General features: G+C 37.0%; 22 protein-coding genes, 7 tRNA genes and 1 pseudogene. 12 read left to right on the top strand and 18 right to left on the bottom strand.

Features of this window, described 5'->3' with window-relative positions; genetic code table 11:
- Window positions 1-89 precede the first annotated feature (89 nt).
- The 6 genes from ACEPXG_RS01695 to ACEPXG_RS01670 all read right to left on the bottom strand — a co-directional run bounded on the left by ACEPXG_RS01695 (window position 90) and on the right by ACEPXG_RS01670 (window position 4504).
- On the bottom strand, window positions 90-740 hold the full coding sequence (locus tag ACEPXG_RS01695; RefSeq protein WP_391206785.1) for an SIMPL domain-containing protein: 651 nt from the start codon (window positions 738-740) through the stop codon (window positions 90-92).
- A gap of 74 nt (window positions 741-814) precedes the next feature.
- A complete protein-coding gene (locus ACEPXG_RS01690) occupies window positions 815-1270 on the bottom strand; it encodes a DMT family transporter (RefSeq protein WP_391206782.1) in 456 nt (151 codons plus the stop codon).
- A gap of 17 nt (window positions 1271-1287) precedes the next feature.
- Window positions 1288-1986 carry a Crp/Fnr family transcriptional regulator gene (locus ACEPXG_RS01685; RefSeq protein ID WP_391206779.1) on the bottom strand — a complete coding sequence of 233 codons (699 nt, stop codon included), beginning with the start codon at window positions 1984-1986 and terminating at the stop codon, window positions 1288-1290.
- Window positions 1987-2011: 25 nt separating this feature from the next.
- Window positions 2012-2437 (bottom strand): DMT family transporter, encoded by a 426-nt coding sequence (locus tag ACEPXG_RS01680; RefSeq protein WP_151698570.1) that lies wholly within the window; start codon window positions 2435-2437, stop codon window positions 2012-2014.
- Between the two features lie 164 nt (window positions 2438-2601).
- On the bottom strand, window positions 2602-3402 hold the full coding sequence (locus tag ACEPXG_RS01675; protein WP_391206776.1) for a LysM peptidoglycan-binding and 3D domain-containing protein: 801 nt from the start codon (window positions 3400-3402) through the stop codon (window positions 2602-2604).
- A 502-nt stretch (window positions 3403-3904) separates the two neighbouring features.
- Window positions 3905-4504 (bottom strand): histidine phosphatase family protein, encoded by a 600-nt coding sequence (locus ACEPXG_RS01670; protein ID WP_391206773.1) that lies wholly within the window; start codon window positions 4502-4504, stop codon window positions 3905-3907.
- A gap of 333 nt (window positions 4505-4837) precedes the next feature.
- Between ACEPXG_RS01670 and guaD the strand changes: the two genes are divergently transcribed.
- Together guaD and ACEPXG_RS01660 are read left to right on the top strand one after the other, a co-directional pair.
- On the top strand, window positions 4838-6205 hold the full coding sequence (guaD, locus tag ACEPXG_RS01665) for a guanine deaminase (protein ID WP_391206771.1): 1368 nt from the start codon (window positions 4838-4840) through the stop codon (window positions 6203-6205).
- A gap of 30 nt (window positions 6206-6235) precedes the next feature.
- The gene (locus tag ACEPXG_RS01660; RefSeq protein WP_391206768.1) at window positions 6236-7582 is read left to right on the top strand and encodes a uracil-xanthine permease family protein; all 1347 of its coding nucleotides are present in this window, start codon (window positions 6236-6238) and stop codon (window positions 7580-7582) included.
- A gap of 186 nt (window positions 7583-7768) precedes the next feature.
- Here ACEPXG_RS01660 and ACEPXG_RS01655 read toward each other — a convergent pair whose 3' ends face one another.
- The 9 genes and pseudogenes from ACEPXG_RS01655 to tlp form a co-directional block, all read right to left on the bottom strand.
- Entirely contained in the window at window positions 7769-8548 is a 780-nt protein-coding gene (locus tag ACEPXG_RS01655; RefSeq protein ID WP_391206766.1) for a YqhG family protein, read from the bottom strand.
- Window positions 8505-10092, bottom strand: a pseudogene (locus ACEPXG_RS01650) (DEAD/DEAH box helicase). Before ACEPXG_RS01650 ends, ACEPXG_RS01655 begins: the two are co-directional and overlap by 44 nt.
- Window positions 10093-10264: 172 nt before the next feature.
- Window positions 10265-11893 (bottom strand): ABC transporter substrate-binding protein, encoded by a 1629-nt coding sequence (locus ACEPXG_RS01645; RefSeq protein ID WP_391206763.1) that lies wholly within the window; start codon window positions 11891-11893, stop codon window positions 10265-10267.
- A gap of 25 nt (window positions 11894-11918) precedes the next feature.
- Entirely contained in the window at window positions 11919-12827 is a 909-nt protein-coding gene (gene opp4C / locus ACEPXG_RS01640) for an oligopeptide ABC transporter permease (RefSeq protein ID WP_391209726.1), read from the bottom strand.
- Window positions 12828-12856: 29 nt separating this feature from the next.
- On the bottom strand, window positions 12857-13807 hold the full coding sequence (locus ACEPXG_RS01635) for an ABC transporter permease (protein WP_391206760.1): 951 nt from the start codon (window positions 13805-13807) through the stop codon (window positions 12857-12859).
- A 12-nt stretch (window positions 13808-13819) separates the two neighbouring features.
- Entirely contained in the window at window positions 13820-14824 is a 1005-nt protein-coding gene (locus ACEPXG_RS01630) for an ABC transporter ATP-binding protein (RefSeq protein WP_391206757.1), read from the bottom strand.
- Window positions 14817-15821 carry an ABC transporter ATP-binding protein gene (locus ACEPXG_RS01625; protein ID WP_391206754.1) on the bottom strand — a complete coding sequence of 335 codons (1005 nt, stop codon included), beginning with the start codon at window positions 15819-15821 and terminating at the stop codon, window positions 14817-14819. The genes ACEPXG_RS01630 and ACEPXG_RS01625 overlap by 8 nt, the downstream gene beginning before the upstream one ends.
- Window positions 15822-15838: 17 nt before the next feature.
- Window positions 15839-17041 carry a M20 family metallopeptidase gene (locus tag ACEPXG_RS01620; RefSeq protein ID WP_391206751.1) on the bottom strand — a complete coding sequence of 401 codons (1203 nt, stop codon included), beginning with the start codon at window positions 17039-17041 and terminating at the stop codon, window positions 15839-15841.
- Between the two features lie 536 nt (window positions 17042-17577).
- Window positions 17578-17820 (bottom strand): small acid-soluble spore protein Tlp, encoded by a 243-nt coding sequence (tlp, locus tag ACEPXG_RS01615; protein WP_391206748.1) that lies wholly within the window; start codon window positions 17818-17820, stop codon window positions 17578-17580.
- 169 nt (window positions 17821-17989) lie between these two features.
- Here tlp and ACEPXG_RS01610 point away from each other — a divergent pair, with 169 nt between their 5' ends.
- The 8 genes from ACEPXG_RS01610 to ACEPXG_RS01575 all read left to right on the top strand — a co-directional run bounded on the left by ACEPXG_RS01610 (window position 17990) and on the right by ACEPXG_RS01575 (window position 19784).
- On the top strand, window positions 17990-18634 hold the full coding sequence (locus ACEPXG_RS01610; protein ID WP_391206745.1) for a hypothetical protein: 645 nt from the start codon (window positions 17990-17992) through the stop codon (window positions 18632-18634).
- A gap of 390 nt (window positions 18635-19024) precedes the next feature.
- Window positions 19025-19117 (top strand) — tRNA-Ser (locus ACEPXG_RS01605).
- 76 nt (window positions 19118-19193) lie between these two features.
- Window positions 19194-19268, top strand: a tRNA-Met gene (locus tag ACEPXG_RS01600).
- 3 nt (window positions 19269-19271) lie between these two features.
- Window positions 19272-19347 (top strand) — tRNA-Asp (locus ACEPXG_RS01595).
- A 70-nt stretch (window positions 19348-19417) separates the two neighbouring features.
- Window positions 19418-19493: transfer RNA gene (locus ACEPXG_RS01590), tRNA-Phe, on the top strand.
- 5 nt (window positions 19494-19498) lie between these two features.
- Window positions 19499-19569, top strand: a tRNA-Gly gene (locus tag ACEPXG_RS01585).
- A 45-nt stretch (window positions 19570-19614) separates the two neighbouring features.
- A tRNA-Ser gene (locus ACEPXG_RS01580) sits at window positions 19615-19705 on the top strand.
- 7 nt (window positions 19706-19712) lie between these two features.
- Window positions 19713-19784, top strand: a tRNA-Glu gene (locus tag ACEPXG_RS01575).
- 284 nt (window positions 19785-20068) lie between these two features.
- Here the strand turns inward: ACEPXG_RS01575 and ACEPXG_RS01570 are convergent.
- Together ACEPXG_RS01570 and ACEPXG_RS01565 are read right to left on the bottom strand one after the other, a co-directional pair.
- Window positions 20069-20716 (bottom strand): vWA domain-containing protein, encoded by a 648-nt coding sequence (locus tag ACEPXG_RS01570; protein ID WP_391206742.1) that lies wholly within the window; start codon window positions 20714-20716, stop codon window positions 20069-20071.
- 103 nt (window positions 20717-20819) lie between these two features.
- Window positions 20820-21818, bottom strand: a complete 999-nt coding sequence (locus ACEPXG_RS01565) for a macro domain-containing protein (protein ID WP_391206740.1) — start codon at window positions 21816-21818, stop codon at window positions 20820-20822.
- A 165-nt stretch (window positions 21819-21983) separates the two neighbouring features.
- Between ACEPXG_RS01565 and ACEPXG_RS01560 the strand changes: the two genes are divergently transcribed.
- Window positions 21984-22796, top strand: a complete 813-nt coding sequence (locus tag ACEPXG_RS01560) for an aldo/keto reductase (protein WP_391206737.1) — start codon at window positions 21984-21986, stop codon at window positions 22794-22796.
- Window positions 22797-22955: 159 nt separating this feature from the next.
- On the top strand, window positions 22956-23831 hold the full coding sequence (locus tag ACEPXG_RS01555) for a radical SAM/SPASM domain-containing protein (protein WP_391206735.1): 876 nt from the start codon (window positions 22956-22958) through the stop codon (window positions 23829-23831).
- Between the two features lie 707 nt (window positions 23832-24538).
- On the opposite strand, the gene ACEPXG_RS01550 is transcribed toward ACEPXG_RS01555, so the two are convergent.
- Window positions 24539-24907, bottom strand: a complete 369-nt coding sequence (locus ACEPXG_RS01550) for a hypothetical protein (RefSeq protein WP_391206732.1) — start codon at window positions 24905-24907, stop codon at window positions 24539-24541.
- Between the last annotated feature and the right edge of the window lie 98 nt (window positions 24908-25005).

Below are 25005 nucleotides of genomic sequence, written 5' to 3'. Positions count from 1 at the left end.
AAATAAAGAAAGCAGGGTGTTCAATTAAAATGAACATCCTGCTTTCTAATTTTACTAAAACTTCTCTTGCTAGAGTTTCCTACTATAAATTAGTATTGAAATTTAACCCGAACAGCTGCACTAATTGTTATTTGGCCTTGTTCAATTGGCGTATTTGCTGATTCAGACATGGCAACTGATTTAAATAGTACGGGACCCGCTGCCTCATTCACTTCTACAATTTCTATCGGTTGTGGATGCAATGGTAGTTTCATAGAATCAGCAATTGTTTTTGCTTTCATTTGTGCATTTTGAAGAGCTAAACGAAGAGCTTGTTGATAAGTAGAATCTGCATTTTCAATTTTAAATTGAATTCCTGAAATGCGATTTGCACCATATTGTACCGCTGTATCTATGACCGTTCCAATTTGACTGGTATCTTTTACTTTTACGGTAATAGCATTGGTAACTTCATATCCCCGAAAGACTTGTTTTCCTTCTATATAATCATAGTTTGGAAATACATTATATGCTGCAGTTTGTATATCCTCTTTTGGAATACTAAGCGCCAAAATGGATTGGATTACGCGATTCATGATGTTTGCATTTTCCTGCTGAGCTATACTAACATCTTTACCCTCCGTAATCACTTCTATTTGAATTTGAACATAGTTTGGTTGAACGGAAATCTTGCCATTTCCAGTCACCGTAATAACTCGCATAGGAGGTAATGAAGGATGATGAATGTTTGAATAATACATAGGATCGCCCCTTCCATAATGTTGTGCATACTAACATACTATGCTTTTTGTTCAGGGAAGTTGTCGCAATATAGTTAGTTCTCCGCTACTACTTCTTTACCACCGAGTTTAAAAAGGATTATTCCACCGATAATAATCAATACTCCTAATAACTGTTGAAACGTAAAAGGTATTTTTTCTAACCCTAACCAGCCTAATGAATCCCAGAGTAGTGCAAAGCAAAGCTGCGATGTAAGTACAATGGAAATCGCATATGTTGGACCAAGTAATTTGATACTTTGAATCACGCAGATTACGACACCCACTCCGATAATCCCACTAAACCAATACCAATTTTTCATATTATCCAACATCCACATACGTTCACCTTCTATAATGAAACCAATGAGAAGCGAAGCAAAAAAACCCATTCCTAATATCAAGGTTGTCGCTGTCCAAGAACCCGTTTTTTCATTCACTTTGGTATTAAATATATTTTGCAAGCTTAAGAAAAAGCCTCCAATTAGTGCTATTACTAATCCTACAAACATCTGCACAACTCCTCGAATCATTCATAAATATTGTGGTTAGCAAGAACACTTAACCCATCGCGATCTTTTACGTTGATAAACTCTTTATTACGGTCAATTAACCCATCTGCGCATAACTGATTAATGACTCGATTTAGATGTCGATAGCTAGTTCCGATAAGACCAGCTGCATCTTTCAAATCTTTTATAGGGAGCCGACCTTTAAAATTAGTATTCGATTCATCAAAAGATATGGACATTAAATAACTTGCTAAACGTACCTCTACTGGATACATCATGTTAAAACTAAAAGAATTATCCTTAATACGAAATTTCTTTGTAATGACCTTAAGTAAAAACTGCAGGAGAGGAGGATAGTCCATCCCATACTTTTTTAACCAATCGTAGTGGATCCCAATCATACAAACTGGCGTGACAGCTTCAACCGTATTGATCAACTCAATATTTTGTATGAATTCAATATCCCCCACTATTTCAAGCGGGGATTTAAAAGCAATAATTAGCTTATGTCCTTCGGAAGAGGTCATAAAAATTTTTATCTTCCCCTCCACAAGGATATATAGATGACTCTGGGGTTCTCCCTGTTCACAAATAATTTCTCCTTGATCAAAATTATATAAAGACAAGTAGGGCATTAACTCTTCGTTAAATACAGATGCTATTTGATGAGAATGTAAATAATAATTGAGTTGCTCACGATCCTTCATTTGCTTCATGGTTTTTCGCCTCCTTGCTAGCCATTTAAAGTCCTAACATCACAACACCAGCTACCATCATTCCCATACCGATAAACTGGGGTAATTTCATCTGCTGCTTACCTACACCAAACCAACCATTAATATCAATGACAAACGTCAAACTTAGTTGGGCAATTAAAACTGCAGATATAGTAAGCGTTACGCCAATTTGATGAATAGCTGTAATATTACTAAAAATAATAACTGCGGCCATGGCCCCACCAGTTAAATATAACGGTTTCACTTGCTTTAACATTTGCCACTTGCCATCACGTACGAACAACACGATGAACAAAGCTAGCACAAACCCAGTAAATTGTGTAATTGCTGCCGTCTGCCACGTACCAATATCTTGACTAATTCGGGCATTAGCAACACCTTGCAAAGTAATAAATGCACCACCTAATAACGCGAAGAAGATCCCTTTCATTTTGCATTTCCCCCATTCGACTTGTTATCTCTATTTAAAGATAGATCCATCCGTTTTGGAAAGGACATATGTCCTTACATTTTACTCCACACAAAAATAACATGCTCTAAAACAAATGATTCTTGTTTTTAGAGCATGTTATATAGGATAATTTTTCTTGATTTTTAATTTAAAATTTTTACTTTAACCGTTTTGCGGCCCCAATTGAGCGCTGATTCTTTTGTTGGAAAGAAAATATCTATTTTATTTCCTTTAATTGATCCTCCCGTATCTCCGGCAATCGCTTCCCCATAGCCTTCTACCCAGACTTTTGAACCTAGTGGAATTACAGTCGGATCTACAGAAATGACTTTTTTGTTCGGATTTGCATGTAAATCTATACCTGTCGATGTTACTCCCGAACATCCTACACAAGATGCTGTATACGCTGTTGAAGAAACAGTTATCTCTTTTGCTATTGACTTAGATTGAACAGCAGTTTTTGTCACAGGTTGTGCAGCTGGTTTAGCCACTGGCTTTACCACTGGTTGTATCGCTGGTTTAGTTGTATCAGATTGATGAGTCGTAGGTACGGAAACTACACTTTTTTTAGGCTGACTTGTTTTTGTGCCTTCAAAGACTAATTCATCTCCTGGAAAGATTAAATCACTTGTAAGGTGATTGCGATCCATTAAATCAACGACAGATAAATTATGTTCTTTCGCAATATCAAAAAGTGTATCTCCTAAGACAACTTTATATGTATCAGTGGTTTCTTCTACCTTTAACTGTTGAGATGGATATATAACTGTTGTATCAAGTCCGTTCCATTCTTGCAAATCTTGTACACTTACATTTGTTTCTTTCGAAATAGCCCAAAGTGTATCTCCTTTTTCTACCGTATGAACAGTTGCTGCGGAAGCTTGTCCCACCACTCCTACTGATAGTGTTACGATTGCCGTTAGTGCAATAATGTGTTTTTTCATAAGATGAATTTCCTCCTTTTCACTAACAAAACTAGTTTACCATCCAAAGATGACAGGACTATTGCAGATTCGTGTGAAGGAGATATCAATTAAATGACAAAGTTCGACACATTGATACAATTGTAATATTTTCATTAATGGAATAAATTATAGGCTTTTCAAAGGCATTTACATGCACTAAGTACGTGAATCAACTTCATAATTCCAATTTAGAGCAAATAACACGAACAATATTAAAGTGAAATGTGAGAATATGTATAATATACTCTTCATAAATCAGCATGATTTCCGCTATAGGCAAACGCTTTCCACGGCGTGAGAGATGAGCCATCACCGCCGCATTCGCGTCGTTTGTAATGTCGCATCTGTCTCACTCATCCCACTGGAGTCGCCGCCTGTCGTTCTAATCAATTAAGAAATTAAGAATTGTTCGTGTTTAAATAATTTAATGCTATTTATGAAATTAACTCACGTAGTAAATAAATAACTTACACCCCTTTTTTTAGTTTAAGTGTTCCTGTCTATTCAGAAACCTTATAACGCTCACATTCTCTTTTATCTCCAATAAATGAATACCAGTATCACCTGTAGCAAATGCAAAATCACTGGCATTCGGTTGACGAAGAAATGCTTTAAGCAAATGTGAGATTAAACCGCCATGAGAGACAATCGCCACTCTTTGATAATCTCTGTAGTCAAAAATAACTTTATGAAAAATCCTTTCTGCTCGAAAACGAAATTCCAAGTCTGACTCGCCATTTTCAATTGGTATATGAGCTGGTCTCCCATTTGGGGGTAATGGATATTTAACAGCCGCCTCTTCTCTGGAAAGCCCCGCAAGCACACCATTATTAAATTCCATTAAGTCACTTTCTACAATTAATTCACATCCGATTGCTTCTTTTAAAATGACAGCCGTTCTTTTCGCTCTTTTCAACGGACTTGCTAAAATAATGTCAGGCGAAAAATTTGTAGATACATAATCAGACAGCCTTTTTGCTTGCTGCTCTCCAAGCTCTGTTAAAGGAAAATCCGCTCTACCTTCGTGTACCCCTAGTAAATCCGCTTCCGATTGTCCATGTCTAATTATAAGTAATTCCAATTGATTCACTCCTAATTCAGTCTCAATCATATTCTTCAGCTAGCGTTTCGCTTTGCAAATCGAAGTAACATTCAATCCCTCAAAATTACCTAATTTCTATAAATTAATTTAAATTATACCTAAAAAGGACCATAAAAAGAATAATAATCTAATAATTATAATAATTAAGTTATAATTACCTTCAATTAATTCAAGTATTTTCTAAAAATATTACAAAACACAAACATTATAAAATATAATTCAAAAATTATTCGCTTATTATCTATACTCTATATTTATTTTGCTCTATAATAGCGAATATGATTTCAAAATACGAACATTAAGGTGGAATTTATGAGAGAATATACGCAAATTTTTCAAGGGACTGCTTTTACAAGTAAATCACCAAAAGAAGTAGAAATTCTTTATGATTGCCTATTCTGCATTAATAGCAACGGAATGATTGAAAAAATAGTCGCTCCAGAGGATACAGTCTATCAAGACTTATTAGACACTTATCAAGGAAAAGAAAACTTTCATCGTTTAGAAGAAGGTCAATATTTCTTACCAGGTTTCGTGGATTTGCACGTACACGCGCCGCAATGGGCACAATCCGGAACTGCATTAGATATTCCACTTTATGACTGGTTAAATACGTATACATTCCCACTTGAGTCTAAGTTTTCAGATTTAGCTTTTGCAAAAAACGTCTACGAAGACGTAGTAAGTACTTTGCTCGCAAACGGAACTACGACGGCACTTTATTTTGCAACTGTCCATAAAGAAGCAAGTTTATTACTAGCTGAAATCTGTGCGGAAAAAGGGCAACGCGGTCTAGTTGGAAAAGTTGTAATGGATGACCCTGCACAAAATCCAACATTTTATCGGGATGCAGATACTCAAACTGCATTAGCTGATACGGAAGAATTTATTTTAGCTGTCAAAGAATTAGCAAAATCGACTAAACAAGGGGTATACCCAGTAGTCACTCCTCGCTTTATTCCAAGCTGTACTGAAGAAGGTTTAAAAGGTTTAGGAGAACTTGCTGCCAAATACGATACGTATGTTCAATCGCACTGTAGCGAAAGTGACTGGGCACATAGTTATGTGAAAGAACGTTTTCAAAAGAACGATGCCTTTGCATTGAATGATTTTGGTCTATTACGCGATAAGTCCGTAATGGCGCACTGTAATTTCTTAGATGAGGACGATGCGGATTTATTTGCAGAAACAGGAACCGCCATTGCCCATTGTCCAATTTCCAATGCTTACTTTGCCAATAGCGTTATTCCTATTGCTCATTTGCATTTTAAAGGAGTAGAGGTCGGATTAGGATCCGATATTTCCGGTGGTTTTTCTCCAAGTCTTTTCGATAATGTAAGACAAGCTGTGATGTCTTCCAGAATGTTAGAAGATGGAGTCAATCCAGCTCTTCCGACTGAAGTTCGAGGTGTGCCCGCTTCACGTATCACGATAAATGAAGCATTCTATTACGCGACTGCCGGTGGGGGTGAAAGTTTAAGCTTACCAATCGGCCGTTTAGCAGAAAACTATACTTGGGATGTACAAATTATTGATACCAAAATAGCATCTTCAAAACTACCTATTTTTAACGAGCATGAAGACATAAACGATGTGTTCCAAAAAATAATGTATCTTGTTCGACCAGAAAATATTCGCGAAGTATGGATTCAAGGAGAAAAAGTTCACTCACGTTCGTAATACAAAAAAAATTGGAGGTGCTCATTACCAATGGAAATACCTACACATAAACAAGCTCACAATAATAATCCACGACTAACGGTTGGTCCTGATGAAAAAGTTTCACTAGGTCAATCCACTTTACTTGGTTTACAACATGTACTTGCGATGGACGTTTACGTGGTACCTTTCATCATTGCCATGCTAATCTCTTTACAGTCTGGTCAATCAACAGCGTTGATACAGTCTACTTTTATCGCCGCCGGAATTGCAACAATTGTGCAAACTTATTTCTGTATGAAGTTACCAGTGGCCCAAGGTCCTTCTTTTATCCCAATTGGCGCTATTGTAGGTATCTATGCAGCTAGTGGTGGTGGTATAAATGGTTGGGGTACTGTTTTAGGTGCTAGCTTAATCGCTTCTATTCTAGTTATCATTTTAGGTTTTACAGGTATTTTCAATAAATTGGTTAAGACCTTTGTGCCAACCATCGTTGGTGGGACAATCATTTTCGTAGTCGGACTTTCGTTAATGCCAGTCGCATTAAATGATAATATTTACAATGCAGCTGGTGCTATTGTTGCACAAAATATCTATTTAGCGCTTATCTCAGGTGCTGTGCTCATTTTATGTGTAATGTTAGGATCTTTGTTCGGAAAGAAAGGCCGAGTTTTTCGAATTACTTCCGTTATTGTCGCTTTAATCGTAGGGTGTATTGCAGCAAACTTTATGGGAGTATTGAATTTATCTGCTGTCGGAGATGCAAAATGGTTTAGCTTACCACAAATCCCTTTTGTCGATTTTAACTTTTCTTTTAATCCATCTGCAATTATTACGATGGTTATTATATATATTGTTCTAATGGCAGAAACAACTGGCACATGGTTTGCCGTGAGTAATGTCATAGACAAGCCGTTAACAGAAAAAAATATTAACCGCGGCGTAATTGGCGAAGGCATCGGCTGTCTAATCGCTTCTTTATTGGGGACAACTCCTGTTACTGGATACTCAACTAATGCTGGGATTATTTCCATCACTGGTGTTGCTAGTCGTCGTGTCTTTATCGCTGCTGGAGCATGGTTTGTGTTATTCGGTTTTTCAAGTAAGTTATCTGCCTTAATCTCTGCAGTTCCATCTGCTGTCATCGGCGGGGTTTTCGTCATCGTTTGTGGCGTGATTGCGATTAGTGGTTTAAAGGTAATGAAAAACGAGGTAATAAGCGAGAAAGAAATGTATGTCATTGCGGTGCCAATGATATTAACACTAGCTTTAACGCTAATTCCAAAAGATTTTTTATATACTTTACCTAACACATTACAATATGTATTTAGTTCGCCTGTTGCAGTAGCTGCTATAGCAGCCATACTATTGAACAAATTGCTACCAAATACGAGATAATTTAGTACGGAAAAAGCATCAGCTACTATGCAGAACATACGATCATTGAGGCATCGTGTCGAAATGATCGTATGACCTGTTTTGTGAGCACCTCCTATAAACGGTCCCATTCAGTGCCGATCATCCGATTCTCTATTTTTTACTCACTTCTCTCTAAATAGAGGATGGACATTAGCCAACCTCCTCCTATTTCTTATAAAATAGTCCGCCGTTTATTACTTCCACCTTTATCCTTACTTTGTACTGTTCCTCCATTGCTTTTTTTTCCATCTCGTAACATTCAGGCTTGTCTACTACCTCTTCATAGAAATGCTCCAATACATGAAGATCCTTACGCCATCTCTCAGTTGCTTCTTCCGCCCATGTATGATCGTCTTGCCGAATGAAATTTTCTATTACAGTATCTAATCGTTCCAAAGCACGGAGAGGTTTAATAATATAAGGCAAATGAAAGACGGTTTTAGACATATACTCATCCATGACCAAGTCATTTATAGATTCCTGAAATCCTTCTTGAATGACTCCTGTCATTAGATTAATCCCTAAAGAGTAGAGTATTTCTTTTGTTTGGTCGCTGTAATATGATATTTTATAATTCACCCCTAGCCATGGTGTTAAAATAACTCTAGTTTCCATTTTATCTACCTTTTCAAACATTTGAACAAAGGCACCTAGCTCTTTAGTTACTCGAAACAATTGATTGAGTCTGGGAGAACCAAAGTGCACGATTTCTCCTTTAATATCTTCATCCAACTTATTTTGATCGGTAATTAAAGTTAATTTGGCTGGACTTGGAACCCCATTAGTACTTTCTAAGTATTGCCAATAGTAAGGGCGGTTCATAATTTTTTTATCCATATCGATCGTTAATTGGACGGTAATATAGTGGTCATTACCATGCATAATATCGCAATTATTTTCTTTAAAGAATGTTTGTAAATAACCGTGCACTTGTTGTGGGTACATGTTTATCCTCCTCAAATCGATTTTTTGAACGCAGATAATATATCGTCTAACTCCCCCACAACTTTTTCAAAAACATCAATCTTCACATAGAGCAAGTCCAATATATCTTTTTCGATGGTGTTATCGACCGCTAGATTATATATATGAACATCATGCTCTTGCCCTAACCGGTGGACCCGTCCAATTCGTTGTTCTAATTTCATTGGATTCCAAGGCAAATCATAATTGATGACATGGTGACAAAATTGAAGGTTAATCCCTTCTCCTCCAGATTCCGTTGCAATGAGCACCTGCGCTTGTTCTTTAAATAAATGCTTCATCCAGTCTCGTTTATTTTTATTGAATTGTCCGTTAAAGAGAACACTTGTTATTCCTTTTGAATTCAAAAACCACTGCAAGTATGCTTGACTTGCTTTATATTCAGTAAAAATAATGACCTTATCATTTGCTTCTGAAATTATTTCATACACTTTTTCTGCTTTCGAGTTTTTTTCCAATGCCATCAATTTTTGAATGATTTCCTCCACGTATTCATTCTCTTTTGTTCCCACACATTTTTGACGCATTTTATTTAAAGTCAAGTATGTAGCTTCCTTGCTGCTACACATTTCCTTTTGCAGTGTAATCATAGAAAAGGCACCAGAAAAAACAGGGGAAACATCTTTAAGTCCCAAAATCAAATCATAGACTTCTTTTTCTTCTTTCGTAAACTGGATTGGGATTATTTGAACACAACGATTAGTCCATTCAATGCCAGTGTTTTGTCTTCTATTTCTAACCATCACTTGATTTACCAATTCTTTCAAATAATCTTCATGCTCTAAACTATGCTTGCTAGCAGAAAATGAAGATTGAAACGTCTCGTAATTCCCAAGATGCCCTGGTTTTAGTAAAGAAATGAGAAAAAACAACTCAAAAACATTATTTTGCACAGGCGTGGCAGTTAACAACAAACAAAACTTTTTCTTTAAACTTTGAACAAACTCGTAGATTTGCGTTTTATGATTTTTTAGCTTATGCGCTTCATCAATGATTATCATGTCGTATTCTTGCGCATATATGAGTTCTCTATGCGGATTTCTCTTTGCAGTATCCATACTCATTACGACAACATCATAATAGTCAATGGGGGTATTTTTTTTATAGGGTATCGCAGGAATGTAAAATTTATAGTTCAGTTCCTCCACCCATTGAGTGATAAGTGAAGCTGGAGACAAAATTAACGCTTTTTTCACTAGTCCTCGAACGAGATACTCCTTTAGTATCAAACCCGCTTCAATAGTTTTACCAAGCCCAACTTCGTCTGCAAGAATTGCTTTTCCATTCATCCTTTCTATAACCGTTTCAGCCACTTCTAATTGATGGGTAAGAGGAGTTAAGTTGGGTAAATATTTGGGAGATTGAAGCCCGGTGAAGTCTGCAATCAAGTTAGTTTTAACTACGTCGTAACTCATCTTGTATAGTGTCCAATTATCCCAAGGTTCCACATTCTCTAATCTTTTTATAAATCCCTCTTTCCACTCATTCGACTTTTCAATTATCATGCATATCACCTCTTGCCAAATTTTCTTTCTCTTAGTTTGACCAAAAACGAACTGACTATGATTTTTTAATTGATTTATCGTTAAAAATAAAAAAGAAAACCTAGAGCATAATTAATTGCTCCAGGTTTTCTTTTTGTAAATAATTATGCGTAAAGTAAATTAAGCGCCATATCTATTTATCAGATAAATCCCAATCTTGAAGATTATTATGATAACCGAAGAATGTCGGTCCTGCACTAATTACTTTATCTGAAATAGCTGCGAAGTCGTATTCAGAGTAAAGTGTGAAGACTGGTAAATCCTTTACAAATAATGCTTGTAATTTAGAGTAGATTGCCTTACGTTTTTCAGGATTTGGCTCGTTATTACCTGCAAGTAATAACTTTTCTTTCTCTTCACTTTGATAACCAGTAAAGTTAAAAGGTGAATCATTACCATAATAGTTGGTAATATCTGGATCGATATTTGTTGTGTAACCTAAAATCATTAAATCATAGTTCCTTTCACGAGCTTTAGCAATATGAGTTGGGAAGTCCGAAGTAACAAGCTGAACATTTAATCCAATTGCTTTTAAGTTTTCCAAAATGATTGCCCCAGCCTGTTCTCGCATTTTATTTCCAGCTGGCACGGCAATTTCTAATGGTGTATTGAAATCCCAATTTGCTGCTTTTAACATTTCTTTTGCTTTTTCAGGGTCATAGGAAATGTTTTTGATACTACTATCATAGTATGGGTTAATAGAAGGATATGGACCATCTACATAATCACCTTTACCTTGCAATAAACTCTTAATCATTTGATCACGATTTATAGCATGACCGATTGCTACTCGAACATTTGGATCTGTTATTTTCTTTGTATTAAATAATAACGTTTGGTAACCATTCGCAGGATTTGCTGTTGTGTGAATACCTTTAATCTTTTCTACAGTATCATAGTCTGAAACTGCTATACTACCCAGACCAACGCCTGCATTCATGTGAATTTCACCTGTTTGCAACTGTGCTACTAAGTTTGTTGCAGGCATTATTTTAACAAAAATTTTATCAAGTTTTGGTTTACTTACATAATAGTTATCATTTTTAGCAAATTCAACATATTGATCTGCTTCATATTTAACAAATTTGAATGCACCATTTGTTACATTCGGATTTTGCATAAATGGATGAGCTGTTAAGTCTTCTGGCGCAACATCTTTCAGTATATGCTTCGGTAGGATCATAATTTGAGAACCGATAAATTCTTTAATAAGATTTGGATCTACTGGTTGCTTTGTTTTGAATGTAAACGTTTTCTCATCTACTACAGTAATAGAAGGCATTTCTTTTTCTCCGTTTGTAAGCTTACCATTTTCATCAAGACCTTCTAAATTAGATATAATTGTACCAACTGATGTTTCTGTTTTGGGATTTGCAATTAAGTTGAATGTGAACGCAATGTCTTCTGCTGTAACCGGCTCACCATCTGACCAAGTTGCTTTAGGTTGTAACTTGATTGTGTATGTTTGATTATCTTCCGTCTCGAAAGATTCTGCTAACTTAGGAGTGAATTCTAATGGAGCAGTCATTTCCAAAAATGTTTCAAACATAAACTTTTCTAACCATTGTGATGCAAAATCTCCAGAATTAATTGGGTTGAAACTAATTGGAGGATTTACTAAACCGATAAATAATGTTTTACCATCTGATGACGTTTTGCTTGATGATCCATCAGACGACTTATTTCCTGAATCGCTACATGCAGCTAGTAGTGTTGCAAGTAGAAGTACAAATAATACACTTAACCTTTTTACCTTTTTCATTCATTTCCCCAACTTTCTCTTTATATTATTTAATACTTTTTGGATCCAATGCATCGCGTAAACCATCGCCCATGAAATTTATGGACAATACAGCAAGTAAAATCATTGCTCCTGCCGGGATCCATAACCAAGGTTGAGATGATAGTACAGTTAAAGATTGGGCTTCTGTAAGCATGTTCCCCCAACTTGGGGTAGGAGGTTGTACCCCCATTCCTAAGAAACTTAAAGATGATTCAAGTAGAATCGCTGAAGCAATACCAAATGTTGCGTTTACTATAATTGGCGCAACACAGTTTGGTAAAATATGTTTAAAGATAATGCGCGGCGAAGTATAGCCGAGTGCAACACCAGCTTTCACGTAATCCATTTCTTTAATGGATAAGACACTTCCACGCACAATTCTTGCGACAGATGGCCAGCCAAGTAATCCAATAACAGCAATAATATTGAGGATATTAGGCCCCAAAATACTTACTAAAACTAAAATGACCATTAAATATGGAAATGACATAAAAATGTCTGTCATACGCATAATAGCGCCATCAACCCAACCACCAAAATATCCTGCAATAGCGCCAAGCACGGTCCCTATCACCACATATATGGCAACTGCTCCTATTCCCACTGCAAGTGAAATACGTGAAGCGTAAACAAGTCTACTAAAAATGTCACGGCCAATTTGATCTGTACCTAGCCAATAATCAGTAGAAGGCTTTGCACTAAACGCACTATTTATCGCAGTTGGATTGTACGGAGCAATTATTGGTGCAAATATTGCCATTAGCACGATAAGGGTAAAAACGATTAAACCAAAAATAGCTAACTTATGTTTAAAGAATTTCTTTCTAAATAAATAAAAATACGTTTCTTCTTTTCCCAGGTCTTGAAACACTGAATTCGGTGACTTGATATTAGCCGTTGTCTCTTTCAACATGGACATATGTAGAGGCCCTCCTTTCACTGTTAGTTGTATTTAATACGTGGATCGACAATCGCATACATAATATCTGTTAATAAGTTTGCTGATAAAACTACAACGGCCGCTATTAGGTTAATCGCCATAAGTAATGAATAATCACGCGACATAATCGCTTTGATGGTTAATTGACCCAGTCCCGGCCATTGAAAGATTTGTTCTGTAACTACAGCTCCACCAATGAGTATCGTTACATCCATCCCGATAATTGTAATAATCGGGATTATGGCATTCTTTAAAGCGTGTTTGTTTGTAACAACGAAATTCTTCAAACCTTTAGCGCGAGCAGTACGTAAGTAATCTTGTCCGAGAACTTCTAACATACTCGAGCGAACGTAACGAACCATGTTACCTGCTATACCTGCCGCAAGCACAATGGCTGGTAATATCAAATGCATCATAACGTCTCCAAAACCACCGCTTGATCCAAGCTTTGTCATCCCACCAGTCGGTAAAATTTGAAGCTTAACGGAGAAAATATAAATAGCACCTAATCCTAAAAAGAACGCTGGGATTGAAATCCCTAAAAAAGATAATGTAGTTGTCGTATAATCTGTTAACGTGTATTGCTTGGAAGCGCTTAAAATACCTATTGGAATAGAAATAATATACGCCAAAATTAGCGCAGCACCCATCAACAGCAAAGTAGGGCCTATTCTCTCTAAAATCATTTGACTAACAGGTTCATGCGTAGCATAAGAGAATCCAAAATCACCATGCAATACATTTCCTAACCAATGAAAATACTGCTCGTATATAGGATCATTAAGCCCAAGTGCTTCTTTTTTCAACTCTATATCCTCTGCGGATATATTCGGATTAACAAACATTTCAACTGGGTTACCTGGCGCCAAGTTGATGATAAAAAAGTTAAAGACGGTTACACCAAACAAAATCGGAATTGCGATCAATAATCTTCTCAAAATATATTGGAACATTGCTACACTCCCTTAATTCAGTGGAAAATGACAAGCAACACCATGCTGGCCTGATTGCAATTCCGGAGTTTTCTCTTTACATATATCTTGTGCATAAGGACAACGTGTATGAAAGCTACAACCACTAGGTGGGTTTATAGGGCTAGGTACATCCCCTTCGATAACAATGCGATCTCGATTACGAAAATGTGGATTAGGTACTGGATAAGCATTCAATAAAATTTGTGTGTACGGATGGCGAGGGCTACTAAAAAGTTCCTCCGTTTCTCCGATTTCTACAATTTTCCCTAAATACATTACAGCAATACGATCACTGATATAGCGAACGGCACCAAGACCATGTGCGATAAACAAATAGGTTAAGTCAAATTCTTTCTGTAAATCTTTCAATAGATTTAATACTTGTGCTTGTACCGACACATCAAGAGCAGATACTGGCTCGTCACAAACAATTAGCTTAGGATTTAAAATAAGTGCACGTGCGATACCAATACGTTGGCGCTGACCACCGGAAAATTCATGGGGATAACGACGACCATGTTGTGGCGTTAAACCAACAATTTCTAACATACGATTCACTTTTTCTTTCGCATCAGCAGCTGAAGCTAATCCATGTGCAAGAAGAGGCTCAGCCAGTAATTCACCTACACGCTTCCGAGGATTGAGTGATGAATAAGGGTCTTGAAATATAATTTGTAGCTTTGTACGCAACGAGCGAAGTTCAGCACCTGTTATATTCGCCATGTCCTTCCCATCAAATATAATTTGACCGTCTGTTGGAGGATCAATCTTTACGATAGCTTTACCAGTAGTGGATTTACCACATCCAGATTCCCCTACGAGCGCTAGTGTTTCTCCAGGATAAATATCGAAGTTTAATCCATCAACGGCTTTGACATTGCCGACAGTGCGAGAAAATATACCTTTTTTTATAGGATAGTATTTTGTTAAATTTCGAATTTCAACAAGCGGCTGCTTTGTGTTTGTCTGATCTTTTTGTTTCAATACTTCATGCATTCACAACACCTCCAACCTGTTCAATGCCATGTAAAAAGCAACGAACTTTATGTGGCTTTTCTACACCTACTTCTACAAGCTTCGGCGCATCTGCAATACAAGTTTCTGTCACATATGGGCAACGCGTTTGAAAACGGCATCCGCTAGGCATGTTTTGAGCAATCGGTACAGAACCTGGAATAGAATATAACTTTTCACTTTTTTCTTTATCTAGATGCGGAATTGACGCCATCAATCCGATTGTATACGGATGTTTTGGCTCATCGAACAACGTAAAAACGTCCGTTTCCTCCACTACTTGCCCTGCATACATAACGATTACTTTATCCGCCATTTCAGCAATTACACCTAGATCATGCGTTATCAGCATAATTGCCGTTTGCGTTTCTTCTTTTAAATCTTTCATAAGCTCTAAAATTTGAAGTTGTATGGTAACGTCTAAAGCTGTCGTCGGCTCATCTGCTATCAACACCCTTGGTTTACACGCTAATGCCATTGCAATCATTACACGTTGGCGCATACCACCTGATAACGAGTGAGGATATTCATCCATAATTTCTTCTGCGCGTGGAATTCTTACCTTTTTCAACATGTTAATCGCATATTCACGTGCTTCTCTTTTATTCAGTTTCAGGTAAAGGCGAATTCCTTCCATCATTTGATTGCCTATTGTAAAGACAGGATTCAAGGAGGTCATCGGCTCTTGAAAAATCATGGAAATTTCATTACCACGTATATTTCTCATATCTGCTTCTGAAAGAGTCGATAGTTCTTTATCATTTAACTTAATGGACCCTTTTCGAATGTACCCATGTGTACCGAGAAGTCGCATGATTGATAAGGACGTGACGCTTTTCCCACAACCCGATTCACCAACGATACCAATAGTCTCACCGGGTTTTAAATTGAATGACACTTCATCGACAGAGATAATCTCATCGTCATTCAATTTAAATGCTGTTTGTAATTCACTTACCTCTAATACATGCACACTCATAAAAGCCATCCTTTCATTTAATGAATCTCTACGCTGTCTTTCACTGTTTCCACTAAATATTTGTAGGCTACGCTTAATAGCCCTTTTCCTGCATATATCATTGCCCGCTCATCAAAATCGAATTTCGGATGGTGGTGGGGATAACTAGCACCAATTGCTTCATTACGTCCACCTGTAAAGAAAAATGCTCCTGGCACTTTTTGTACATAATAAGCAAAATCTTCACTTGCCATAGATGGTGGGCTATCCACAAATTGAATTCCTTCAATTGTTGATGTAATGGACTGAATGACATTGTCTGTTTCTAGTTCGTGGTTATATAATGACGGAAATCCATTTTCGTATTTTAGTTCATACGTTGCTCCGTATGAAGCACAGACATGTTTGATAACTTGTTTAATATCATGTTCAATGGACTGACGAACGTCTTTGTCAAACGTACGAATCGTAGCAGATAATTGAGCGGTATCCGCAATAACATTGCTTGCATTTCCTGCATGAAATGATCCAACAGTGATCACTGCTGGTTTAATCGGATCGATGCGACGGCTAATTATTGATTGCAACTGGTTAATAACCTGAGCACCAACAACTACGGCATCAATTGTTTCATGAGGCATTGCACCGTGTCCGCCTTTTCCTTGAATTTTTAATTCAAATGCATCAATAGATGCCATCGCATAACCTTTTGTACAGTTGTATGTCCCGACTGGTAACCCAGACATAAGATGTGTACCAAAAACATAATCAACACCATCTAAGCAGCCATCTGCAATCATTTCGGATGCTCCACCAGGGGAAGATTCCTCTGCGTGTTGATGAAGTAAGATAACATTTCCAGCAAGTTCATCTTTATGTTGATTTAACACTTTTGCAACAGCTAATAATGTGGCTGTATGTCCATCATGTCCACAAGCATGCATCACACCGTCTACTTTAGATTTATACGAAACATCTTTTTCATCTTGAATTGGTAGTGCGTCAAAGTCTGCTCTTAGAGCAATCGTTGGTCCTGGTTTAGCCCCTTCAATCTTTCCAACAACCCCTCTTCCACCTACTTTCGTACGAACTGAAATACCATAACCTTCAAGAATTTGTGCAATCATTTTTGGTGTTTCTACTTCTTCGTAAGAAAGTTCCGGATTTTCATGAAGATGTCGTCTCCATGCCACCATTTGTTCATACATTTCTTCGATCTCTTTATGCCATGCTGTTAACAAGCAAATTCCCCCTATTTAAATATTTAATTGTTTAGTATTTTCAGATTTTAATAGTCGGTAATATCCCCTTCTCAGCATTTCCTTTCACTTTTTCATGTAAATGACTTTAGTTCACTTTTTCCGATCACCGGAAAGTGATTCCGTCTTAAGGAAATTGTAGCTTAATTATAATTACGCATTACAACGAAGTCAATATATTTTGATAAGTCAAATAATTTGGAACTTTTTATATTAAGCAACGACTACCTAACAAGAGAGTAGTAAGTACAATAATGTATATTGTACAAATGAAGGTTTTTATCTATATGGAATCTACTAAAAAGGTCCCTTATAGCATCGCTGAGAATATAAAAAAACCGTTCGATGAAGTCACATCAAACGGTCAAATTTAATTTAGTACTAGTAGAATTTTTCCATTTTGATTATTTAAATGAAAAGACCCTATGGAATCTCTCTACTATAGAAGGTTATTTTGTATTGCAAATTAATACTTTGGTTAAAATACATCTATATTTTTAAACTTCTCATTAAACCCTCTATTCGTCTTGTGAATAACCATTTTTTCGTGCTGCAGCTTCATCTAAAATTTCTTGCCGAAAACCTTCCAGACTTTTTTTGCGACGTTCGTTTTTTTGTCTGAGTGCCTCTCGTTCATCACCATCAAGAAAGCCCATCGCTTCTTCAGCCGCTTCCATATTTCCAATTGTATTTTCCGTCATATCCTGTAACTTTTCAACATTATCTGATCGATCATCCGGTTTTGGTTTGTTTCGTGCCATTTTTATTCCTCCTTCTTTTTAATAAAGTCACACAAAATATAGAGTCTCCAATCTAACTAAAACTATCCATATGATATTTTTAGTAAAAAATAAATTTAATTACATGTAATAAACGGAACAAACTAGGACAACATAACTGAAGATAAAAAGATAAAAAGGCGGTAATGACATGTCCATGGAATGGTTTAACAGAGTAACTGGAGAGCTTCAAGATCATTTGGAATCGATTTGTGAAGAATATGATCAAGTCGGCCATATGAATATTAATCGGGGTTCAAAACATCCACGTATAGAATTTTTTGTTGGTACAGAAGAAGATAGAGATTACTTTTGCACCCTTCTCTTCGATCCCTATAATGAAGAGTTTTACGTTGAGAGTTTTGATGTAACTCTCCACCAACCTACAAGAATAATTTTGGATGACATTACTGATGTAGTCGATGCCGTTCATGAAATGTTTCATGAATTCATGGATGATGATAGTGAAATGTATTATGTAGATGAAAATAGTAATGAATACGAAGTTTTAGATGAAGAAGTCACTTTGGAAGAAATCAATGTGGAATGGGAAACACCGGAGGTTACTGCTTTTTATATTGAAGATAAGGTGGAAGTAACTTATCAATTTGGGATAGATAGTGCGAATGGAGATGGAGTTCTCCGAAGAGTCAACCGACTTTGGGTAGATGACACGGAACTTTTCGAAGATGAAAGTACCTTTTCCTTTAAAAAGGAAGAGGCAAATGCAATTATATCTATGATTGCGAGCCATGTGGATAAGATGATTGGATATGAAGAAATTATAAACGGATAATATATATTAACTAAGAGACACTTCTAATTCTACAAGAGGATAAAGGCACTAAAAAAGTGTCATTCTAATAATTTTGCCAATAAAGATGTGCTCCTGCGGTTACTCGTCCCAGAAAAAATTGCCGCCACGCTAAATCCTATTATTTAAAGAAAAAATTCAACAAATAGCTACTATGAAAAGTACTAACTAGAGTTTTTCAGTGCCCTCCAAGAGAATTGGAGGTGTCTTTTTTCTTTATTCTAATGCCATCAATTAGATTCTAAAATACTTCGTGTTTGTCTTTTTTAATTTTTTTTAAAAAAGGTATTGCCTTTTTTATGCAAACCGGTTTATAATATATCATGTCGTCAATTATTAATTAGTAGTTAAACGGCAACCAAGCAATATCTTGGAGGAATACCCAAGTCTGGCTGAAGGGATCGGTCTTGAAAACCGACAGGCGGGTCATACCGCGCGGGGGTTCGAATCCCTCTTCCTCCTCCATCTTTTAATTTTTTTCTAAAAAACATAAACTCTTAATGTAATTTATGTTATAATTGTTTTCTAAGTATATTATTGTCGCGGGGTGGAGCAGTGGTAGCTCGTCGGGCTCATAACCCGAAGGTCGCAGGTTCAAATCCTGTCCCCGCAACCAAATGGTCCCGTGGTGTAGCGGTTAACATGCCTGCCTGTCACGCAGGAGATCGCCGGTTCGATCCCGGTCGGGACCGCCATTTTATATTTTACTAGATTGTGATTTAGGATAAGCAAGCTGACGATGCTTCGCTTAACGTAAATAGAAGAGGCTCAGTAGCTCAGTCGGTAGAGCAAAGGACTGAAAATCCTTGTGTCGGCGGTTCGATTCCGTCCTGAGCCACCATTTATGCGGGTGTAGTTTAGTGGTAAAACCTCAGCCTTCCAAGCTGATGATGAGAGTTCGATTCTCTTCACCCGCTTATAAAGAACATTTACATGAATAAATAGCAAGACTATAGCTATATGGGGAAGTACTCAAGTGGCTGAAGAGGCGCCCCTGCTAAGGGTGTAGATCGGGCAACCGGTGCGAGGGTTCAAATCCCTCCTTCTCCGCCATATGTTTGGCCCCTTGGTCAAGCGGTTAAGACACCGCCCTTTCACGGCGGTAACACGGGTTCGAATCCCGTAGGGGTCATATTGAATAAAAGCTCGAGAATCTATAATGGATTCTCGAGCTTTTTTCTATATACATTGCTTGTACCTTATTCAATAGCAGACCCAACGACGACTTTGGGAATTTCCGTCATCTTTTGATAGATAGTTTCTAAAACTATTGGTTACTTTTATCGCTTTAAACTACAACCACATTCCTTTTATCAAATATTATGATGCTTTTGTCGCTTTTAGTATTCTAATTAAATTACTTTGAATCAAAAGACTGGAACCAACTCATGACTCCAGTTTTTTGGTTTACTTTCTTTATTGTTTTCTATTTTGAAAGTTTTCTTCAATACCTTTTTTCCAAGTTCGATCTATTTTTTTACCTTTACGGAATGATGTGACTGCATCGTTTACTGCTTGGTAATTTACGCGCGTGCCTTCTATGTCAGCGTGATATTCAACAGCGTGTTCTTCTTGAATGCCAAACTTTGCAGCAGTTGAGATAGCATCGATATTAGCACCTAGGAATATAAAATCCCAGCTATACTTTTCTTTTTGATTTGAGATCATTGCCTTTATTTTATCGTAATTATATTCGCAACTAGCATTTTCCATGCCATCTGTTGTGATGACAAATAGTACTTTCCCCGCTCTTTCTTCTTCATTTGTTCTTTTTTGCGTATTGCCAATCTTTTGTATCGTTGAGCCAATAGCATCTAATAATGCTGTTGTTCCACTAACTTCATATTCCATTTTAGTAATGGGAGAAATTCCTCTTATATTAATACGATCATGCAGTAATTCGATGGCATGATTGAATAAAACAGTGGTGATCGTCGCTTCCCCCTCTTCTTTTTTTTGCTTGGCAAGCATCGCATTGAATCCACCTATCGTGTCCGACTCCAAACCAGCCATTGAACCACTTTTATCTAGTATAAAAACTAATTCCGTTCCGTTCTTTTTCATTTTTGTCATCCTCCATTAGCTTCCGGATTCTATTCCCGGTTTACTTTATAAACTAAGGATAACAATTTTATTTGAAAAATAGGTCGCTTCAAAAGCGACATGTTTAAGCACCTAACAATACTTGATCGAAAGCAAATAACGCTTCATTTATTTCATGTATGTTATAGTTTTCTTCTTCAATGAAGTATTTAATTATGAGATCGAATTTATTACTATGGGACAATGTATACCCTGCTTTGGATAGCAAATCTATCGTTTCATCTAAATTTAGCTCCAGTGCAATGACAAAACCGATGACCGTTTTTTTGAGTGGTGTGTAATCGCGTGAATTGCGGATCTTCGAAAAAAGGCGTCGGTCAATGTTCGCTTTTTTATATGTCTCCACATCCGTCATTTTTTTTTCATCAATTAATCGCAGTAGCCGCTCCGAAAACGATTCATCTAATTGACCTAGAAGATCCTCTAACCTTCTTTTTTGCGGTTTCCCCTTGGAAGCTTCTTGAATAGTAACTTGCGACTCGAGAACTTCTCGCAGTTCCAGACGTTTTCGAGCGAACTGTATGAGTTGTTCTTCCACATAATGTTCATCAATGTATTGATGTATGGACGTAAATAACTTTTCACTTAACCCGAATGCCTTCTTGTCATATACCACAATATACACCTGCATTTCATGCTCTAACAAAAATTCACTAATCATAGAAGTCGCAACTTGAAGTGCTTTTTCCTTTGGATACCCATAAATCCCGGTAGAAATGAGTGGAAAAGCAATGGATTCACAACCATTCGATGAGGCTAATACCAATGAAGATTTATAGCATTGTCTTAGAAGTGCTTCTTCATTTTCCGAACCATCTCTCCAAATTGGTCCGACTGTATGAATAATCTGCTTTGCTGGAAGTTGGAAACCTTCAGTGATAACAGCCTGACCCACAGGACATTGCCCAATTTCATTGCACGCTTCTCGCAATTGCTCTGCACCAGCTGCTCTAAAAATAGCACCACACACACCGCCACCCATTTGTAAAGAGGTATTCGCAGCATTTACAACAACATCTACCTGCATTTTCGTAATATCGTTTCGAACGATTTCTAATGGCATAATGCTAAGTCACCTTTCTTTTCAATCTTTTATTATTCTAATGATAGCCAATATGAGGCATGATTAATAGAATCGATATTATTTTATATATTTCTAGCAGATACATCTTATTGGTTTATCAAACTGGCAAATGGTAATATAAAATTAAAGGGAGGAGAGATTTATATGGATTTCATTACACTTAGCAATGGTTTAAAAATACCACAAATTGGTTTTGGAGTATGGCGTGTTGATAACGACACGGAGGCACCAGGAGCAGTTGAAGAGGCTCTTCGCGTAGGTTATCGCCATATTGATACGGCTGCTGTTTATAAGAACGAGGAAGGTGTTGCGAAAGGTATCGCCGCTTCTGGTGTTGCACGCGAAGACATTTTCTTGACGTCTAAAATTTGGAATGACGACATTCGTGCTGGTCGTACGAAAGAAGCATTTCAAGAATCACTGGACCGTTTGAATACCGATTACCTTGATCTATGCCTATTACACTGGCCAGTTGACGGTATTGTAGAGGCGTATCGTGCACTTGTCGAGTTATATGAAGAAGGTAAAGTGAAAGCAATCGGGGTATCAAACTTCAAACAGCATCATCTGGAACAACTGAAGGATGCCGGTTTAATGACACCAATGGTCAACCAAATTGAGTTACATCCTCAGTTGCCTCAAAAAGATTTCGTAGCTTACTTAAAAGGCGAAGGCATTCACGTAGAAGCTTGGAGCCCATTGATGCAAGGGAAATTCATGGAAATCGACTTGTTCCATCAATTGGCGAATAAGTATGAAAAAACGCCATCCCAAATCGTACTTCGCTGGCATTTACAATCGGGTCACGTTGCCTTACCAAAATCAGTGACACCGAGCCGTATTCAAGAGAACTTAAACGTATTTGACTTTGAACTATCTTCTGAAGATCAAGCCGCTATTGATGCAATCGCAACAAATGAACGCATTGGCCCAGATCCAGACGAAATCGAATTTTAATAGCAAATGAGTAGACCTGACTTCTTTCGGAGGCAGGTTTTTTCATGTCCCCATTCTATGACAAAGAAACCCTAAAATAATCTGCTCAATGTAGTATGTAATTCTGTTAAAATGAGGATAGTCATTTTAATAAATCAGAACTGGAATGGTGAATAAACATTGAAAACATTTAAAAAAATGTATATCGAAATTACAAGCGTATGTAATCTTGCTTGTAGCTTCTGCCCTCCAACAAGCAGAAAAGCAAATATTATCAAATTAGATGCATTCAATAACATACTAGATCAAATTAAAGACCATACAAAATATATTTATCTTCATGTCAAAGGAGAGCCTCTTCTCCACCCCAGAATTGACCAATTACTAGACGCTGCTCATACTAAAGGATTTAAAGTAAATATAACAACAAATGGGACACTTATTACAAAAAACAGACATAAGTTATTAGGTAAGCCTGCACTGCGCCAAATGAACTTCTCGCTTCATAGTTTTGACGGCCATGAGGGATCGACAAATCGCGAACAGTATTTGTCCACAGTTCTGGAGTTTGCCAAAGAAGCGGCAGAACAAGGTGTCATTATTTCCTTTCGATTATGGAATCTTCAACGAGAGAATGCAACGAATGAAGATATAAGAAGAAACCAAGAGACATTAGAAATCTTAGAAAAAGAATTTAACCTGGATTACAAGATTGAAGAAAAAGTAGTGCCAGGCAGCGGGATTAAAATTGCAGATCGAATCTATATTAATCAGGACCACGAATTCCAATGGCCTAGTTTACTTGCACCAGAGGATGACGGCAAAGGATTTTGTCATGCCCTTCGCAGTCAAGCAGCTATTCTCGTCGATGGAACCGTTGTACCTTGTTGTCTAGACGGGGAAGGTGTGATCAATCTCGGTAATATCAATAAAACCTCTTTCTCTGAAATTGTAGAGGGAGAACGAGCAAATGCCCTCTATGATGGATTTACTCGAAGAGAAGCTGTGGAAGAAATGTGTAGGAAGTGCGGATATAGACAGAGATTCGGGGTTTAGAGATTGTTAGAACAAAGTAATCAAAACTTCATAAGAAGCAATCCTTAAAAAAGTAAGAAAAGCACAAGTATCCTTTAAGTGCATCTTGTCTTTACAGCTTTCAGAGTGCTTTGGACGAAACATTAGCAACACTATTACCGTTAGGGCTATGGACCGTGAAGTGAATGCGTCACTTCACAATCCATTTTTTCGGTAATCTTGTGGCGGATGTTTGTCCGTCGCTTTCTTGAAATATGTAAAGACATAATGTATTTGGTTTGGTTAATGAGAGAATAAATCCTATTCTACTCTTTTAAAAGCGGACGAAGATACAATTTCGTCTGCTCAGCACTTCTTTATCAATAAATACTTCCTATTTTCCCCAAATTCCACAGGATTACTGGTATTATTAAGTTTAAATGCTCAACAAAAAAGTTAAAAACTGGCATAGAGCGACTAGTTGTAAGGTGAAAGCTACAGATTCTACACTGAAAGCAACAAAATCCTTGAAGAAAGCAACCAATTTTATCATGAAAGCAACCATTTCTCTATGTAAAGAGTTAACTTTATGTGAGATGGCACAAATCAGCGTTATACAATCCTGTGAAACTAAAAACACAATGAACACGGTATTTCATATACTTTCTTAATTGCACTGTTGGTTGAGGCGGAAGGTTTTCCTAAACCTCTACATCCATCTTGCCTTATTCAGCTTCCATAATAAGTTATTACTTCTTTTTAATCGCTTCGAAATCATAAATAATCCAAGTATGTCCACCCTTGCTAACTGACAAAATATCTTTCTCCAAGTTTATATTTTCTGCTTTAGGTACTTTTAAGAAATCGATGCAATATTGGAGAAACGATTGCTGTTCGCTATAGAGACTTTCCCATTCCATTGTTAAATAATTTATTTGTTGCATTTTAAATTCTAATATAGCTGTAAAATTTCGAAATACCTTTGTATCTTGTTCCATTAAGCAACCTAAATAGACACCATATTTTTCAGTCCACTCGTCCATGCTGCTAGAGTCTTTCTTAACAAGCTTTTCATGTGTCTGTCTTGAGAAAAAATCTATTACATTTAAATTTCCCACAGGATTCCCTCCATTTATCAAGTTGTTAACACTATACATAGGTTTCATAGAAAGTGTTACAAATTGAGACTATTATGAAGTTTTCTTTACAATAGTTC

The sequence above is a fragment of the Psychrobacillus sp. L4 genome (assembly GCF_042944905.1).
In the GTDB taxonomy this organism is placed as follows: Bacteria; Bacillota; Bacilli; order Bacillales_A; family Planococcaceae; genus Psychrobacillus.
This window is presented reverse-complemented; position numbering and strand designations above follow the sequence as displayed.